Origin of the sequence: Pseudomonas vancouverensis (assembly GCF_004348895.1) — a bacterium.
GTDB lineage: Bacteria > Pseudomonadota > Gammaproteobacteria > Pseudomonadales > Pseudomonadaceae > Aquipseudomonas > Aquipseudomonas vancouverensis.
Genome location: NZ_RRZK01000007.1, coordinates 434081 through 449288, shown reverse-complemented (window position 1 = coordinate 449288; position 15208 = coordinate 434081). Strand labels below are relative to the sequence as shown.

Below are 15208 nucleotides of genomic sequence, written 5' to 3'. Positions count from 1 at the left end.
GCAGGGCTTTGAAGCGCAAGGAGAATGCGATGAGTGATGAGCAAGAGTTGCTACCCAAGCCGAGCCAGGAAGTTCGTCAGTGGGCCATGTTTTGTCACTTGTCCGCCTTGCTGGGGATCTGGATTCCATTCGGTACCATCATCGGCCCGCTGATTCTCTGGCAGATGAAACGAGAAATGGACCCGTTTATCGATGCTCAGGGTAAGGAAGCACTTAACTTTCAGATCACCGTCGCGATTGCCTCGGCGATCAGTTTCTTGCTGATGGTGGTGATAATCGGCTTCTTCCTGTTTGGCCTGGTTGCCATTGGTGCGTTGGTGCTGACCATCATCGCAGGCGTGAAGGCCAACGATGGGTTGCCTTACCGTTACCCATTCACCTGGCGATTGATAAAATAGCCTTTAGTTGAAAGTGCATGTTTGAAAATACCCTGACTTGTCAGGGTATTTTTTTGCAACTAAATAAAACTTAGTGCGTATGTAGGATTAATCTGCGAAAGATGAGTGGTGCAATAAATTTTATACCGATCGTAAACTTACATCTTTAGTCACAACTGTTACGTTCCTATGTCGTACACCTCCTTGGCAGCAAGACTTTGTGGTTGTTAAAGTTGCCGTACGTAATATTCAATCAGAAATATTTCGAGACATTCAAGCCGTCGAAGGTTCTTGAATTCCAGTGCAATCAATATTGATGCCATCAACCGATTCGTGAGGCGTTCGCAGATGCAAAGTTCGCCTCTGAATACATAGACAAGAATATCAAAATGATTCAGCTAGATTTTTATGGAACGCTCGTGGCCGCCTCACTGGTACTTCTGTTGGGGCGTGCTCTCGTGGCTCGTGTCGGTGTCCTGCGCAACTTCAACATACCCGAGCCAGTTGCCGGCGGTTTGCTGGTGTCGTTGGTGTTTTTGCTATTGCGTATGTTTGATATTCAAGTCCGCTTTGACACCTCAATGCAAACACCCTTGATGCTGGCCTTTTTTGCCACCATCGGTCTAAGTGCCGACTTTGCCAGTCTCAAGAAAGGCGGGCGCATCGTGGTTGTATTCCTGTTGACCGTCAGTGGTTTTTTGCTGCTGCAAAACGCCATGGGTATCGGACTCGCAACTGCACTGGGGCTCGATCCGCTGATGGGGTTGTTGACGGGTTCAGTGACCTTGGCGGGCGGTCACGGAACCGGTGCCGCGTGGGGAACGTTGTTCAGTGAGAAATACGGTCTGGCTTCTGCTTCTGAGCTGGCAATGGCCTCCGCGACCTTTGGCCTGGTATTGGGCGGCTTGATTGGTGGCCCCGTCGCTCGCTTGCTCATCAAGCGGGTGCATGTCACCGGCTGCAACAAGCAGGAGGCGCCTCGTCTGCCAAAGGGGTTCGAGCAGCCGAACAAGGAGCGTTCAATCACGCCGTTTTCGTTCATCGAAACCCTGGCCCTGATCGCAGTGAGCCTGCTGGCGGGCAATCTTTTGAATGGTTGGTTGCTCGGTACAGCATTCGAGTTGCCGACATTCGTTTGTGTACTGTTCGTGGGCGTGCTGTTGCGCAACGGTCTTTCGGCCCTGGGCCTGTATCAGGTGTTTGAGCGAGAGGTTTCCGTCCTCGGTAATGTCAGCCTGTCGCTGTTTCTGGCAATCGCGCTGATGTCGCTCAAGCTGTGGGATCTGGCAGCACTGGCCTTGCCGATTTTCATCATTCTGGCGGTACAGGCATTGTTCATGGCGCTGTTCGCGATTTTCGTCACGTTCAGGGTGATGGGCAGCAACTACGATGCGGCCGTATTGGCGGCAGGGCATTGTGGTTTTGGCCTGGGAGCAACGCCGACGGCCATCGCCAACATGCAAGCGGTCACTCAACGCTTTGGACCTTCGCCCATTGCGTTCCTGGTCGTGCCGATGGTGGGGGCGTTCTTCATCGATATCATTAATGTCATCGTGATCAAGCTTTACCTGACCCTGCCGTTTTTTGTCGCACTTTAAGGCGCAGCCGATTTGAATGAGGCATAAAAAATGCCCGTATCTTGCGATACGGGCATTTTTTGACTGCAAAACGGCGCTTAGATAGTCAGCGTCCAGTCGTAGTCCACGATCAGCGGCGCGTGTTGCGAGAACCGCGGCTGACGAGGCAGGCGTGCGCTGCGTACAAAGCGACGCAAGCCCGGGGTCAGCAACTGATAGTCGAAGCGCCAACCGAGGTTGAGCATTTCGGCCTGTTCGTTATCCGGCCACCAGCTGTACTGATCGCCTTCGCGGCTGACTTCGCGCAGGGCATCAACGTAGCCCATGTTGCCGACAATCTCGTCCATCCAGGCACGCTCTGGTGCCAGGAAGCCCGGTGATTGCTGGCTGTCGCGCCAGTTCTTGATGTCCAGCTTCTGCTGCGCCACGTACAGCGAGCCACAATAAATGTACTCGCGGCGCTTGCGGCGTTGTTTGTCCAGGTACTTGGCGAAGTCGTCCATGAGCTTGAACTTCTGGTTCAGGTCTTCATCGCCGTTCATGCCGGACGGGAGTAACAAGGTAGCAATACTGACTTTGTCGAAATCTGCTTGCAGGTAGCGCCCGTAGCGGTCGGCCGTCTCGAAGCCGAGACCGCTGATGACAGCCTTCGGTTGCAACCGCGAATACAAAGCCACACCACCTTGGGCGGGGACTTCGGCGTCGCAGGCATAAAGGAAGTATCCATCCAGTTGGAAGGCTGGATCGTCCAGTTCAAAGGCGGAGGCACGGGTGTCCTGCAGACAGATGACGTCGGCATTCTGTGCTTGCAGCCAACTGAGCAAACCTCGCTCGACTGCAGCCTGAATACCATTGACGTTCACACTGATGATCCGCATAAATGGCCCCAAAAATCGCGTGCGTGTATGATACACGGCGTGTACCTAATTAGCTAAATCCGTGGTATTTGGGGTTTTTCATGCAAGCGTATCAGCGCGATTTCATCCGTTTTGCCATCGATCGCGGCGTTTTGCGCTTCGGCGAGTTCACCCTGAAGTCCGGACGCACCAGTCCTTACTTCTTCAACGCAGGCCTGTTCAACTCAGGTTCCGCCCTGGCGCAGCTGGGCCGTTTCTATGCCGCGGCCATTGCCGAGAGCGGTATTCCCTTCGACGTTCTGTTTGGCCCGGCCTACAAAGGCATCCCGCTGGCGGCGACGACCGCCGTGGCGCTGGCCGAGCATCATGACCGTGACCTGCCATGGTGCTTCAACCGCAAGGAAGCCAAGGCGCACGGCGAAGGCGGCAGCCTGGTAGGCGCACCGTTGACCGGTGAAGTGCTGATCATCGATGACGTGATCACCGCCGGCACGGCCATTCGTGAAGTGATGCAGATCATTGCTTCCCAGGACGGCGCCAAGGCCGCCGGCGTGCTGATTGCCCTGAACCGCCAGGAGCGTGGCAACGGCGAGCTGTCGGCGATCCAGGAAGTGGAGCGCGACTTCGGTATTCCGGTGATCAGCATCGTTTCGTTGAACCAGGTACTGGAGTTCCTGGCGGACGATCCGCAGCTCAAGCAGCATTTGCCAGCCGTGGAAGCCTACCGCGCCCAATTCGGCGTCTGACACCGCCCGCTCCCACAAGGTAAAAGGCACAGGCAAAAAAAGACCCCGCTCAGCCAGCCTGAGCGGGGTCTTTTCGTTTACGCCAGCGCTTAAGGACGCTTGCGATTGCTGATCAGGGTACCCACGCCGGTATCGGTGAAGATTTCCAGCAGGATCGCATTCGGCACGCGACCGTCAATGATCAGCGAGCTGCCAACGCCGCCCTGGACGGCTTCCAGTGCGCATCGGATCTTCGGCAGCATGCCGCCGTAGATGGTGCCGTCGGCGATCAGTTCGTCGACCTGCTGGGTGCTCAGACCGGTCAGGACTTTGCCCGACTTGTCCATCAGGCCGGCGATGTTGGTCAGCAGCATCAGCTTCTCGGCTTTCAGTGCTTCGGCCACTTTACCGGCCACCAGATCGGCGTTGATGTTGTACGACTCGCCGTTCTCACCCACACCGATCGGCGCGATCACCGGGATGAAGTTGCCTTTGACCAGCAGGTTCAGCAGTTCGGTGTTGATGCCGACCACTTCGCCAACCTGGCCGATGTCGATGATTTCCGGCTGAGTCATTTCCGGGGTCTGACGCGTAACGGTGAGTTTCTTCGCACGAATCAGCCCGGCATCCTTACCGGTCAGGCCGATGGCACTGCCGCCGTGACGGTTGATTAGGTTGACGATGTCCTTGTTGACCTGGCCGCCGAGGACCATTTCCACCACGTCCATGGTCGCGGCGTCAGTGACGCGCATGCCGTCGACGAAATGACTCTCGATCGACAGGCGCTTGAGCAGGTCGCCGATCTGCGGGCCGCCGCCATGAACCACCACCGGGTTGATGCCCACGGCTTTCATCAGCACGATGTCGCGGGCGAAGCCGGTTTTCAGCTCCTCGCTTTCCATCGCGTTGCCGCCGTATTTGATCACCAGTGTCTTGCCGACATAACGGCGGATGTAAGGCAGCGCTTCGGACAGGACCTTGGCGGTATTGGCAGCGGCATCGCGTTCGAGGGTCATTCAGGGCTCCGGGTGAATCAGAACGGTAGTTGGAGATCAGGTGCAACACGCTTCAACTGGACTTTGAACACGTCCTTGATGCGTGCAAGTTCTGCCTCGTCATCGGCCTCGAAGCGCAGCACCAGCACCGGCGTGGTGTTGGACGCGCGCACCAGGCCCCAGCCTTTGGCGTAGTCGACACGCACGCCGTCAATGGTGGTCAGGTCGGCGCCTGCACCCCACTGCGCGTCGTGCAGTGCATCAATGATGCTGAATTTGCTCTCTTCGGTCACATGGATATTGATTTCCGGCGTGGAAATATCGTTCGGGAAGGTCGCGAAGAGCTCTTCAGCCGAGGATTTTTCCTTGCTGAGTATCTCCAGCAGCCGCGCGGCGCTGTAGATGCCGTCGTCGAAACCGAACCAGCGCTCCTTGAAGAAGATGTGCCCGCTCATTTCGCCGGCCAACAGGGCGCCGGACAGCTTCATTTTCTTTTTGATCAACGAGTGGCCGGTCTTCCACATTAACGACTGGCCGCCGTATTCCTTGATCAGCGGGAACAGGCGGCGGGTGCATTTGACGTCGAAAATGATTTCCGCGCCCGGATTGCGTGCCAGCACATCTCGGGCGAACAGCATCAGCAGGCGATCCGGATAGACGATGCTTCCGGTGTTGGTCACTACACCGACACGGTCGCCATCGCCGTCGAAGGCCAGGCCGATGTCGGCGTTGGTTTCCTTGACCTTGTCGATCAGATCGACGAGGTTTTCAGGCTTGCCCGGGTCCGGATGGTGGTTCGGGAAGTTGCCATCGACCTCGCAGAACAGCGGGATGACTTCGCAGTTCAGCGCTTCGATCAGTTGCGGGGCAATCACACCGGCCGCGCCGTTGCCGCAGTCGACCACGACTTTCAGGCGTCGGGCCAGTTTGATGTCCTGGACGATTTCAGTGGTGTAGCGGTCAAGGATCTCGACCTGGGTAACACTGCCCTGGCCGCTGCTCAGGTTGCCGGTCTTGAGCCGGTCGTGCAGCGCCTGGATCTGCTCGTTGGCCAGGGTGTCGCCAGCGATGACGATCTTGAAGCCGTTGTAGTTCGACGGGTTGTGGCTGCCGGTGAGCATCACGCCCGACTTGCCGGCCAGTACGTTGGCGGCGTAGTAGAGGGCCGGGGTCGGCACCAGGCCAACGTCACTGACATGGCAGCCGCTGTCGGCGATGCCTTTGATCAACTGCGCGACCAGCTCGGGACCTGACAGGCGACCATCACGGCCAACCGACACATTGGGTTCGCCCTGGGCGAGACTTTGCGAGCCGACGGCGCGACCGATCCAGTAAGCGGTTTCAGCATTCAGAAATTCCGGGACCGTGCCGCGAATGTCGTAGGCGCGGAAGATGCTGTCGGGGAATTTCGGGGCGACTTGGGCGGGGGTGCTCATCTGCGGGAATGCTCCATCTCGAAAGTGGCGGGACACGCCGACGATTCATTTCGACGGCAGGCTCAAACTGAAGGGTATGACGGCACTTTTCATCGAGAGTTCGTGGTGTGAAAGGGCCATGACGCCTTGTCTGTCGCCGATTTAGCCTGCCAATGCCTTGATTTTCGGTGCCAAGGCCTGACGCTGATGTTGCGCAAATTGTCTGGTGAAGGGCGCTTTTGCAAGCGCCCTCGGCCCAATGGTTTCTATCGGATCACTTGGTGCCGGAATGGCCGAAACCACCCGCGCCACGCTCGGTTTCAACGAACTCTTCAACCATCTCGAAATGCGCCTGTACCACAGGTACCAGCACCAGTTGCGCCAGGCGCTCGCCCACCGGCATGGTGAATTCGGTCTGGCCACGGTTCCAGCAGGAAACCATCAACGGGCCCTGATAGTCGGAGTCGATCAGACCGACCAGATTACCCAGCACGATCCCGTGCTTATGACCCATGCCCGAGCGCGGCAGAATCAATGCTGCGAGGTTCGGGTCACCGATATAGACCGACAGGCCGGTAGGGATCAGCACGGTTTCACCCGGTTTGATCACGATGTCCTGCTCCAGCATGGCGCGCAGGTCGAGACCGGCGGAGCCCGGTGTGGCGTATTGCGGCAACGGGAATTCGGTACCAATGCGTGGGTCGAGGATCTTGGCTTGCAAAGCGTGCATGTAAATTAAACCTGGTTCAGACGTTCGGCGATAAAAGTGACCAGCTGGCGAGCAATCTTGCTCTTGCTGGTCTGGGCGAAAACAGTGGCATGAAGCCCTCGGTCGATCACGCTGCAGGCGTTTTCTTCGCTGTTGAAGCCAATGCTCGGGTTGGCGACGTCGTTGGCGACGATCAAATCGAGGTTCTTGTCTTTCAGCTTGCGGGCAGCGTAGTCGAGCAGGTGTTCGGTCTCGGCGGCGAAACCGACACTGAACGGGCGGTCGGTACGGGTGGCGATGGTGGCCAGAATGTCCGGGTTACGGACCATTTGCAGGACAAAACCATCACCGCTTGTAGGATCTTTCTTGAGTTTTTGCGGGGCGACGACTTCCGGGCGGTAATCCGCGACCGCAGCCGAGGCAATGAAGATGTCGCAAGGCATCGCCGCTTCGCAGGCGGCCAGCATGTCGCGGGCGCTGACCACGTCGATGCGCGTGACGCGATCCGGGGTCGGCAAGTGCACCGGGCCACTGATCAGGGTGACGCGGGCGCCGGCTTCTACTGCCGCTTCGGCCAGGGCAAAGCCCATTTTGCCGGAGCTGTGGTTGGTGATGTAGCGCACCGGGTCTATGTTTTCCTGGGTCGGGCCTGCGGTGATCACCACGTGCTTGCCGGTCAGCGCCTGACGCTGGAAACAGTCTGCCGCGCATTGCGCCAGATCGGTGGCTTCCATCATGCGGCCCATGCCGACGTCGCCGCAGGCCTGGCTGCCGGAAGCCGGGCCGAAGGTCTTCAGGCCACGGCTTTCAAGGAGTTGCAGGTTGGCCTGAGTCGCCGGATCGCGCCACATCGCCTGGTTCATCGCTGGAGCGACGGCCACCATGGCGTCGGTGGCCAGTACCAGGGTGGTCAGCAAGTCGTTGGCGATACCCTGGGCCAGTCGGGCGATCAGGTCGGCGGTAGCCGGCGCGATCAGCACCAGGTCGGCCCATTTGGCCAGTTCGATATGACCCATGGCCGCTTCCGCCGCCGGGTCCAGCAGGTCCAGATGAACCGGGTGCCCGGACAAGGCCTGCATGGTCAGCGGGGTGATGAACTCGGCGCCACCGCGGGTCATGACCACGCGCACTTCGGCGCCCTGGTCGATCAGGCGGCGAACCAGGTCGGCGCTCTTGTAGGCAGCGATACCGCCGCCGACGCCCAGAACAATGCGTTTCCGATACAGCCGCTGCATAGGCCTGCCTTTCAATACGTGGGTGACATACGTGGCGAAACCCCCTCCCCAGGGTGAATTCGCCCGCAAAAAAGATGCGCTACGATATCACAGCGACCGCTACGGAACAGCGGCGCCCACAGACAGGGAGGTTTCATGAGTATTCGCAATTGGCCGGCAGCAGAACGACCGCGGGAGCGGTTGCTTGAGCAGGGCTCGGGGAGCCTTTCGGACGCCGAACTGCTGGCAATTTTCCTGCGCACAGGCGTAGTCGGCAAAAGCGCGGTAGACCTGGCGCGACACCTGTTGGCTCAGTTTGGCAGCCTGCGATCGTTGCTTGAGGCCGATCAGGAAACGTTCAGCAAGCAATTGGGGTTGGGTCCGGCGAAGTTTGCCCAGTTGCAGGCAGCTCAGGAAATGAGCAGGCGTCATCTGGCCGAGCGTGCGCGGCAGAAACCGGCACTGGAGAATCCACAGGCGGTTCGTGAGTACCTGAAATCGATGCTGCGCCACGAGCCCCACGAAGTATTTGGTTGCCTGTTCCTGGATTCCCGGCATCAAGTGCTGGCGTTCGAGGTGCTGTTTCGCGGCTCCATCGACAGTACCAGCGTTCATCCGCGGGAAGTGGTCAAGCGCGCCTTGGCCAACAATGCGGCAGCCTTGATCCTTTGCCACAACCACCCGTCGGGCAACTCCGACCCCAGCCAGGCGGACCGCGTGCTCACCAAACGCCTGCAAAAGTCGCTGGAGTTAATTGATGTGCGGGTGCTCGACCATTTCATCATCGGCGATGGAGATCCGCTGTCGATGGCTGAGTATGGGTGGATGTAACGGTTTTTCTGTAGGAGCGAGCCTGCTCGCGATGGTGGTAGGGGCGCCGAGTTCATTCAGGTGCCCTTCGTCATCGTTGAAGACCATCGCGAGCAGGCTCGCTCCTAAAGGGGTTTGCGTAGCCGGGCGGGTTATTTCAGGTTGACCCTGGAGTAATCCTGCCGACCAAACGGGCTGACCGAATAACCCTCGACATCCTTGCGCGTCAGGGCGAAGGCCGTTGGGTGAGCCAGCGGCAGCCACAGCGCCTGTTGCTGGATCTGGCTTTGCGCCTGCTCATAGAGCTTGCTGCGCACGCCTTGCTCGCCAGTGGTCTTGCCGGCGCTGATCAGCTTGTCCAGGTCCTGATTGCAGTAGCGAGCGAAGTTGGTGCCGGATTTGACCGCCGCGCAGGAAAACTGCGGAGTGAGGAAGTTGTCCGGGTCGCCATTGTCGCCGGCCCAGCCCATGAACAGCAGGTCGTGCTCACCCGCTTTGGCGCGGCGGATCAACTCGCCCCACTCGATCACGCGGATTTCGGCCTGGATGCCTATTTCCGCGAGGTCGGACTGAAGCAGCTGAGCGCCCAGGCTCGGGTTCGGGTTCAACAAACTGCCGGAAGGCCGGGTCCAGATGGTGGTCTGGAAGCCATCCTTGAGCCCGGCCTTGGCCATCAGCGCCTTGGCTTTTTCAATGTCATGCGGGTAGCCGGGCAGGTTCTTCGCATAGCTCCAGGTGTTGGGCGGGTAGGGACCATTGGCGGCTTCAGCAGTGTCTTCGAACACAGCCTTGATGTAATTGGCCTTGTCGAAGGACAGGTTGATCGCCTGGCGCACTTCGGGTTTGTCCAGCGGTGGGTGCTGACTGTTGATCGCAACGAATGCGGTCATGAAGGCGTCAGTTTTTTCGACTTTTAGTGTCGGCTCTTTCAGCGCTTGCTGTACGTCCAGTGGCTTGGGTGAAAGGGCTATCTGGCATTCGTTGCGGCGCAGCTTCTGCAATCGTACGTTGGCGTCCGGCGTGATGGCGAAGATCAGCGGGTCCACCGATGGTTTGCCGGCGAAGTAGTCCGGGTTTGCCTTGTAGCGAACCGAGGCGTCTTTCTGGAAGCGCGTGAACACGAACGGCCCGGTGCCGATGGGCTGGCTGTTGAGCTTCTCCGGCGTGCCGGCCTTCATCAACTTATCCGCGTACTCGGCGGAATAGATCGAGGCGAAACCCATGCTCAGGGTCGCGAGGAAGGTCGAGTCCGGGTGATCAAGGGTAAAACGCACAGTTTGCGGGTCCAGCGCATCGATCTTCTTGATCAGCGAGGGTAACTGCATCGATTGCGCGTGCGGGAAGCCGCTCTGGGCGACCTTGTGCCAGGCGTTGGCCGGGTCGAGCATGCGGTCGAAGCTGAAGATCACGTCTTCGGCGGTCAACTCGCGTGTCGGGCTGAAGTAGTCGGTGCGGTGGAATTTCACTTGCGGGTGCAATTTGAAGATATAGGTCAGGCCGTCGGGGCTGATTTCCCAGCTGTCGGCGAGGCTGGCGACCACTTTGCCGCTGTTGGTGTCGAAGTCCACCAGGCGATTCATCAGCACATCGGCCGAGGCGTTGGTGGTGGTTAGCGAGTTGTATTGCACCACGTCAAAGCCTTCGGGACTGGCCTCGGTGCACACGCTCAGGGCGGCCGCCTGGGCCAGTGGGCTGAGCAGAAGAGGGGCGAGCAACAGCGGTAGGGCAGCGAGGCGCATGGTCGGCTTCCTTTACAGATCGAAGGCCCATCTGCAAGTGCAGTCTGGAAAAGGCTTACCCTAGTGGGCTCGTTTACAAATGACTATCCCCTTTTTCACTTTGAGAGGACTATAGGCGCCAGATTTTGTTGTGCGGCGGGTCGCAAAACCCTCCGCTGGCGTGATGGTCGATTTTCTGCGACGAGCGGTCGCCATCGACGATAGCCTTTGTCCAAGGCGCTCGGAACCCGAAAATTGGGCTTTTTGTGAATTCAACGTACAGCGAATGTTGTTGCTCTCCAGTCTTTCTGGTATAAAGCAGCGCTCTTTTCTAGGGGCCCGGTTCCTTCACTGTAGGTGTAGCCGGTAAGACCTCTAAAGAATCGCGGCGCCTGGCGCCACAATGACTAGAGATTAAGCGGCCAACCCATGCCGGGTTGGGCATGTGGTTTTAGAGGGCTGAGGCATGTCTAGAGTATGTCAAGTTACCGGTAAGGGTCCGGTAACCGGGAATAACATTTCCCACGCAAACAACAAAACCCGTCGTCGTTTCCTGCCGAACCTGCAGCATCACCGCTTCTGGGTTGAAGAAGAGAAACGTTTCGTGCGTCTGCGCGTATCTGCCAAAGGCATGCGCATCATCGACAAGCGTGGCATCAGTGTCGTGCTGGCCGAACTTCGTCGCGATGGCAAGGTTTAAGGGAGCTAATCATGCGTGAATTGATTCGTTTGATTTCGAGCGCCGGTACTGGTCACTTCTACACTACCGACAAGAACAAGCGTACTACCCCGGACAAAATCGAGATCAAGAAATATGATCCGGTTGTTCGCAAGCACGTGATCTACAAGGAAGGCAAAATCAAGTAATTGATTTTTCCCGACTTACGAAAAAGGCCCGTATCGCGAGATACGGGCCTTTTTTGTTGCGCGTGTCAGTCCGTTTCAGATCTGACCTTTGAATGGCTCAAGGCCAATCAATTGCCCATCGTGACATGGGTGATGATGTCGTTTTCGACCAGCAGGTTGATGCGTGCGGGGTTGTAGTCTTTTGTCATGATGAATCCGACGCCTCGTGGCCGTACCGCGAGGCCAGTTTTATTGGCGAGTTCCGCGCGCAGTTCCTCGGTGTATTGGTTGCCGATGTACTGCTTTGCGGTGTCCAGGTGTTGTTGCAAATCGGTGGTCATTCAGTGCTTCCTTGCATGTGATGAGATGAGCGTATTTGCTCCCGCCAACCGTTATGGATGACGTGATGAAATCTTGGAGCAACCCAGATTTTTAATCACTTGCTGGACTGTATCGCGATGTTTGCCCTGCGCCTGGGCAGCAAAAAGCCCATCGACAGGGATGGGCTTTCGGGATGGTTCAGAGGGACTGACTTCAAGCTTTTTGTTCAAACGCCACATAGATCTTGCGGCACGGCTCCAGTACTTCCCAGGTACCACGGAACCCCGCCGGGATCACGAAGCGATCACCCGCGCGCACGGTTTTGCTGTTGCCGTCATTGTCGCGCAGTACGGAAACACCCTGCACGATTTCGCAGTATTCGTGTTCGGTGAAGTTCACTGTCCAGTGGCCGACAGCGCCTTCCCAGACACCTGCGTTCAACTGGCCGCACGGGCTGTTGTAGTGGTTGTACACCGCTTGCTCGGGATCGCCCTTGAGCACTCGGGCCGGGTCCGGGCGGTAGCGCTCGACTGCGGTGGTGGCCTGGCTGAAGTCGACGATATTCTGGATGCTCATTGTTGTATTCCCCCGTCATTGCGGTGCGAGTGGTGAAAATCACTAAAGTCTATGTTTATTAAAATGCACATCGCAAGGTCGTTTGTTGCAGTTATGTCAAATATATTGAAACTACACCGGCCGCTGGTTTAGGGTGGCGGTTGCCTTGGGCCGAAAGCAGGCTGGCCGGGCAGAATTCCTGACAGCGCCCGCGTCGAACGCGGGTGTCGTATTCAATAAGAGGAGGACACTCGCATGACCACCCTGACCCGTGCCGACTGGGAACAACGCGCCAAGGACCTGAAAATCGAAGGCCGCGCCTATATCAATGGCGAATACACCGATGCCGTCTCCGGCGAGACCTTCGAGTGCATCAGTCCGGTCGATGGCCGTCTGCTGGGCAAGATCGCCAGCTGCGACGCCGCCGATGCCCAGCGTGCTGTGGAAAACGCCCGCGCTACCTTCAATTCCGGTGTCTGGTCGCGCCTGGCGCCGACCAAACGCAAATCCACCATGATCCGTTTCGCCGGCCTGCTGAACAAGCACGCTGAAGAGCTGGCACTGCTCGAAACCCTGGACATGGGCAAGCCGATCAGCGACTCCCTGTACATCGACGTCCCGGGCGCGGCCCAAGCCCTGAGCTGGAGCGGCGAAGCCATCGACAAGATCTACGACGAAGTGGCCGCCACTCCGCACGATCAACTCGGCCTGGTAACCCGCGAGCCAGTGGGCGTGGTCGGTGCCATCGTGCCGTGGAACTTCCCGCTGATGATGGCGTGCTGGAAACTCGGCCCGGCGCTGTCGACCGGTAACTCGGTGATCCTCAAGCCGTCGGAAAAGTCGCCGCTGACCGCCATCCGCATCGCTCAACTGGCTGTTGAAGCCGGCATCCCGAAAGGCGTGCTGAACGTTCTGCCAGGGTACGGTCATACCGTCGGCAAGGCCCTGGCCCTGCACAACGACGTCGACACCCTGGTGTTCACAGGTTCGACCAAGATCGCCAAGCAACTGCTGATCTACTCCGGCGAATCGAACATGAAGCGCGTCTGGCTCGAAGCCGGCGGCAAGAGCCCGAACATCGTGTTTGCCGATGCGCCGAACCTGCAAGAGGCTGCCGAAGCCGCTGCTGGTGCCATCGCTTTCAACCAGGGCGAAGTCTGCACCGCGGGCTCGCGCCTGCTGGTCGAGCGTTCGATCAAGGACAAATTCCTGCCACTGGTGATCGAAGCGCTGAAAACCTGGAAGCCGGGCAATCCGCTGGACCCAGCTACCAACGTCGGTGCGCTGGTCGATACTCAGCAGATGAACACCGTGCTGTCCTACATCGAATCCGGTCATGCCGATGGCGCCAAGCTGGTGGCCGGTGGCAAGCGTACGCTGCAGGAAACCGGCGGCACCTACGTTGAGCCGACGATTTTCGACGGCGTGAGCAACGCGATGAAAATCGCCCAGGAAGAGATCTTCGGCCCGGTTCTGTCGGTGATCGCTTTCGACAGCGCCGAAGAAGCGGTGGCCATCGCCAACGATACTCCGTACGGCCTGGCCGCTGCGGTGTGGACTGCCGACATTTCCAAGGCTCACCTGACCGCCCGCGCCCTGCGTGCCGGTAGCGTGTGGGTCAACCAATACGACGGCGGCGACATGACCGCTCCGTTTGGTGGCTTCAAGCAATCGGGCAACGGTCGTGACAAATCGCTGCACGCGTTCGACAAATACACCGAGCTGAAGGCGACCTGGATCAAGTTGTAAGCCAGTGAAGGAGTCCGATGGTTAATCGGGCTCCTGACGTCGCAGATCCCTGTGGGAGCGAGCTTGCTCGCGATAGCGGTGTAACAGTCGACTTCAATGTTGAATGTTGCGCCACTACCGTGAGCAAGCTCGCTCCCACATTGTTTTGTGCAGCCTCGAAAAATAATTATCCACAGGAGCGTGGAACATGCGTTGGGCAACGTATTTCGCCGTTTTGGCGTCTGTCCTGAGTGTCGGCCTGGCCTTGGGCATCAGCATGCCGCTGGTTTCGTTTCGCCTCGAAAGCTGGGGTTATGGCTCGTTCGCCATTGGCGTGATGGCGGCGATGCCGGCCATCGGTGTGTTACTGGGGGCGAAAATTTCCAGCGATCTGGCGGCACGTTTCGGCACCGCCAATCTGATGCGGCTGTGCCTGTGGGCCGGGGCTGTTTCCATTGGCGTATTGGCGCTGTTGCCGAGCTATCCGATCTGGCTGGTGCTGCGCTTGATGATCGGGGTGATCCTGACCCTGGTATTTATCCTCGGTGAAAGCTGGATCAACCAGTTGGTGGTCGAGGAGTGGCGGGGGCGGCTGGTGGCGCTGTATGGCTGCAGTTACGCACTGAGCCAGTTGGCCGGCCCCGTGTTGCTGGGTTTTATCGGTACCGAGCACGATTACGGCTTATGGGTGGCTGTTGGCTTGTTGCTGGTTGCGCCCCTGTTGTTGCTGGGTCGCAGCGGTGCGCCCAGCAGCGAGGCCGCCAGCGTGACCTTGAGGGACCTGCTGGGCTTCTGCCGTGATCTGCCGGCGATTGCCTGGGCCGTGTCGCTGTTTGCCGCATTCGAAGCAATGATCCTGACGCTGTTGCCGGTCTATTGCCTGCGCCAGGGCTTCACCTCGGAAATCGCCTTGGCGATGGTCAGTACGGTGGTGGTCGGCGATGCCCTGTTGCAACTGCCGATTGGCGCCCTGGCGGATCGCCTGTCACGACGCGCCTTGTTTACCGGCTGTGCGGTGGTGTTGCTGGTGTCGAGCCTGGCGATCCCGTTGCTGATCGACACCTTGCTGATCTGGCCGCTGTGGGTGTTGTTCGGTGCCAGTGCCGGCGGGTTGTTTACCTTGTCGCTGATCCTGATCGGCGAGCGCTATCGCGACGATGCGCTGGTTCGGGCCAACGCGCACATTGCCCAGCTGTGGGGCATTGGCTGCCTGATTGGGCCTTTGCTGGCCGGCGCTGGCAGCCAGTGGATCAGCGGGCATGCGTTGCCGTTGCTGATGGCCGTGGGCGCTTTGGGGGTGTTGATCGTGGTGTCGCGCCAGGGGGCGTTTGGCACGGCGCAACCTGCATAACGACGGAAAT

15 protein-coding genes and 1 pseudogene are annotated in these 15208 nt (G+C 58.6%); 8 read left to right on the top strand and 8 right to left on the bottom strand.

The features are described 5' to 3' along the window. Positions 1 to 29: 29 nt before the first annotated feature. Complete coding sequence (locus tag EIY72_RS06515; protein WP_093228583.1) at positions 30 to 398, top strand: DUF4870 domain-containing protein; 369 nt, start codon at positions 30 to 32, stop codon at positions 396 to 398. 368 nt (positions 399 to 766) lie between these two features. Next, positions 767 to 1975: a sodium/glutamate symporter gene (gltS, locus tag EIY72_RS06510; RefSeq protein WP_093228585.1), complete on the top strand. Its 1209-nt coding sequence runs from the start codon at positions 767 to 769 to the stop codon at positions 1973 to 1975. A 77-nt stretch (positions 1976 to 2052) separates the two neighbouring features. Here gltS and EIY72_RS06505 read toward each other — a convergent pair whose 3' ends face one another. After that, positions 2053 to 2832 carry an exodeoxyribonuclease III gene (locus EIY72_RS06505; protein WP_053163881.1) on the bottom strand — a complete coding sequence of 260 codons (780 nt, stop codon included), beginning with the start codon at positions 2830 to 2832 and terminating at the stop codon, positions 2053 to 2055. 80 nt (positions 2833 to 2912) lie between these two features. Between EIY72_RS06505 and pyrE the strand changes: the two genes are divergently transcribed. Beyond that, the gene (pyrE, locus tag EIY72_RS06500; protein WP_042608114.1) at positions 2913 to 3557 is read left to right on the top strand and encodes an orotate phosphoribosyltransferase; all 645 of its coding nucleotides are present in this window, start codon (positions 2913 to 2915) and stop codon (positions 3555 to 3557) included. Positions 3558 to 3646: 89 nt separating this feature from the next. Here the strand turns inward: pyrE and argB are convergent, their stop codons facing one another. The 4 genes and pseudogenes from argB to coaBC all read right to left on the bottom strand — a co-directional run bounded on the left by argB (position 3647) and on the right by coaBC (position 7890). Further along, entirely contained in the window at positions 3647 to 4552 is a 906-nt protein-coding gene (gene argB / locus EIY72_RS06495; protein ID WP_093228588.1) for an acetylglutamate kinase, read from the bottom strand. A 17-nt stretch (positions 4553 to 4569) separates the two neighbouring features. Continuing rightward, a pseudogene (locus tag EIY72_RS06490) lies at positions 4570 to 5973 on the bottom strand (phosphomannomutase/phosphoglucomutase); the annotation flags it as partial. A gap of 247 nt (positions 5974 to 6220) precedes the next feature. Next, entirely contained in the window at positions 6221 to 6676 is a 456-nt protein-coding gene (gene dut, locus EIY72_RS06485; RefSeq protein ID WP_065258173.1) for a dUTP diphosphatase, read from the bottom strand. A gap of 5 nt (positions 6677 to 6681) precedes the next feature. Beyond that, positions 6682 to 7890 carry a bifunctional phosphopantothenoylcysteine decarboxylase/phosphopantothenate--cysteine ligase CoaBC gene (gene coaBC / locus EIY72_RS06480; protein ID WP_093228594.1) on the bottom strand — a complete coding sequence of 403 codons (1209 nt, stop codon included), beginning with the start codon at positions 7888 to 7890 and terminating at the stop codon, positions 6682 to 6684. A 135-nt stretch (positions 7891 to 8025) separates the two neighbouring features. Between coaBC and radC the strand changes: the two genes are divergently transcribed. Beyond that, positions 8026 to 8700, top strand: coding sequence for a RadC family protein (gene radC, locus EIY72_RS06475; protein ID WP_093228597.1), 675 nt, complete (start codon positions 8026 to 8028; stop codon positions 8698 to 8700). A gap of 131 nt (positions 8701 to 8831) precedes the next feature. Here the strand turns inward: radC and EIY72_RS06470 are convergent, their stop codons facing one another. Continuing rightward, the gene (locus EIY72_RS06470; protein ID WP_093228600.1) at positions 8832 to 10418 is read right to left on the bottom strand and encodes an ABC transporter substrate-binding protein; all 1587 of its coding nucleotides are present in this window, start codon (positions 10416 to 10418) and stop codon (positions 8832 to 8834) included. Positions 10419 to 10863: 445 nt separating this feature from the next. Between EIY72_RS06470 and rpmB the strand changes: the two genes are divergently transcribed. Together rpmB and rpmG are read left to right on the top strand one after the other, a co-directional pair. After that, entirely contained in the window at positions 10864 to 11097 is a 234-nt protein-coding gene (gene rpmB, locus EIY72_RS06465; RefSeq protein ID WP_003177273.1) for a 50S ribosomal protein L28, read from the top strand. 11 nt (positions 11098 to 11108) lie between these two features. Next, the gene (gene rpmG / locus EIY72_RS06460) at positions 11109 to 11264 is read left to right on the top strand and encodes a 50S ribosomal protein L33 (RefSeq protein ID WP_003177274.1); all 156 of its coding nucleotides are present in this window, start codon (positions 11109 to 11111) and stop codon (positions 11262 to 11264) included. A gap of 107 nt (positions 11265 to 11371) precedes the next feature. Here the strand turns inward: rpmG and EIY72_RS06455 are convergent, their stop codons facing one another. Continuing rightward, positions 11372 to 11584, bottom strand: coding sequence for a hypothetical protein (locus EIY72_RS06455; protein ID WP_093228604.1), 213 nt, complete (start codon positions 11582 to 11584; stop codon positions 11372 to 11374). A 193-nt stretch (positions 11585 to 11777) separates the two neighbouring features. Next, positions 11778 to 12140 carry a cupin domain-containing protein gene (locus EIY72_RS06450; protein ID WP_093228609.1) on the bottom strand — a complete coding sequence of 121 codons (363 nt, stop codon included), beginning with the start codon at positions 12138 to 12140 and terminating at the stop codon, positions 11778 to 11780. 234 nt (positions 12141 to 12374) lie between these two features. Between EIY72_RS06450 and EIY72_RS06445 the strand changes: the two genes are divergently transcribed. Further along, a complete protein-coding gene (locus EIY72_RS06445; RefSeq protein WP_093228612.1) occupies positions 12375 to 13868 on the top strand; it encodes an aldehyde dehydrogenase in 1494 nt (497 codons plus the stop codon). A 187-nt stretch (positions 13869 to 14055) separates the two neighbouring features. Next, positions 14056 to 15198, top strand: coding sequence for an MFS transporter (locus EIY72_RS06440; protein ID WP_093228614.1), 1143 nt, complete (start codon positions 14056 to 14058; stop codon positions 15196 to 15198). Positions 15199 to 15208 lie beyond the last annotated feature (10 nt).

What these genes read in the sequence shown, in the direction of transcription:
- EIY72_RS06515 (WP_093228583.1), top strand. Translation starts at nt 30, where the DNA reads ATGAGTGATGAGCAAGAGTTGCTACCCAAGCCGAGCCAGGAAGTTCGT.
- gltS (WP_093228585.1), top strand. Translation starts at nt 767, where the DNA reads ATGATTCAGCTAGATTTTTATGGAACGCTCGTGGCCGCCTCACTGGTA.
- EIY72_RS06505 (WP_053163881.1), bottom strand. Translation starts at nt 2,832, where the DNA reads ATGCGGATCATCAGTGTGAACGTCAATGGTATTCAGGCTGCAGTCGAG.
- pyrE (WP_042608114.1), top strand. Translation starts at nt 2,913, where the DNA reads ATGCAAGCGTATCAGCGCGATTTCATCCGTTTTGCCATCGATCGCGGC.
- argB (WP_093228588.1), bottom strand. Translation starts at nt 4,552, where the DNA reads ATGACCCTCGAACGCGATGCCGCTGCCAATACCGCCAAGGTCCTGTCC.
- dut (WP_065258173.1), bottom strand. Translation starts at nt 6,676, where the DNA reads ATGCACGCTTTGCAAGCCAAGATCCTCGACCCACGCATTGGTACCGAA.
- coaBC (WP_093228594.1), bottom strand. Translation starts at nt 7,890, where the DNA reads ATGCAGCGGCTGTATCGGAAACGCATTGTTCTGGGCGTCGGCGGCGGT.
- radC (WP_093228597.1), top strand. Translation starts at nt 8,026, where the DNA reads ATGAGTATTCGCAATTGGCCGGCAGCAGAACGACCGCGGGAGCGGTTG.
- EIY72_RS06470 (WP_093228600.1), bottom strand. Translation starts at nt 10,418, where the DNA reads ATGCGCCTCGCTGCCCTACCGCTGTTGCTCGCCCCTCTTCTGCTCAGC.
- rpmB (WP_003177273.1), top strand. Translation starts at nt 10,864, where the DNA reads ATGTCTAGAGTATGTCAAGTTACCGGTAAGGGTCCGGTAACCGGGAAT.
- rpmG (WP_003177274.1), top strand. Translation starts at nt 11,109, where the DNA reads ATGCGTGAATTGATTCGTTTGATTTCGAGCGCCGGTACTGGTCACTTC.
- EIY72_RS06455 (WP_093228604.1), bottom strand. Translation starts at nt 11,584, where the DNA reads ATGACCACCGATTTGCAACAACACCTGGACACCGCAAAGCAGTACATC.
- EIY72_RS06450 (WP_093228609.1), bottom strand. Translation starts at nt 12,140, where the DNA reads ATGAGCATCCAGAATATCGTCGACTTCAGCCAGGCCACCACCGCAGTC.
- EIY72_RS06445 (WP_093228612.1), top strand. Translation starts at nt 12,375, where the DNA reads ATGACCACCCTGACCCGTGCCGACTGGGAACAACGCGCCAAGGACCTG.
- EIY72_RS06440 (WP_093228614.1), top strand. Translation starts at nt 14,056, where the DNA reads ATGCGTTGGGCAACGTATTTCGCCGTTTTGGCGTCTGTCCTGAGTGTC.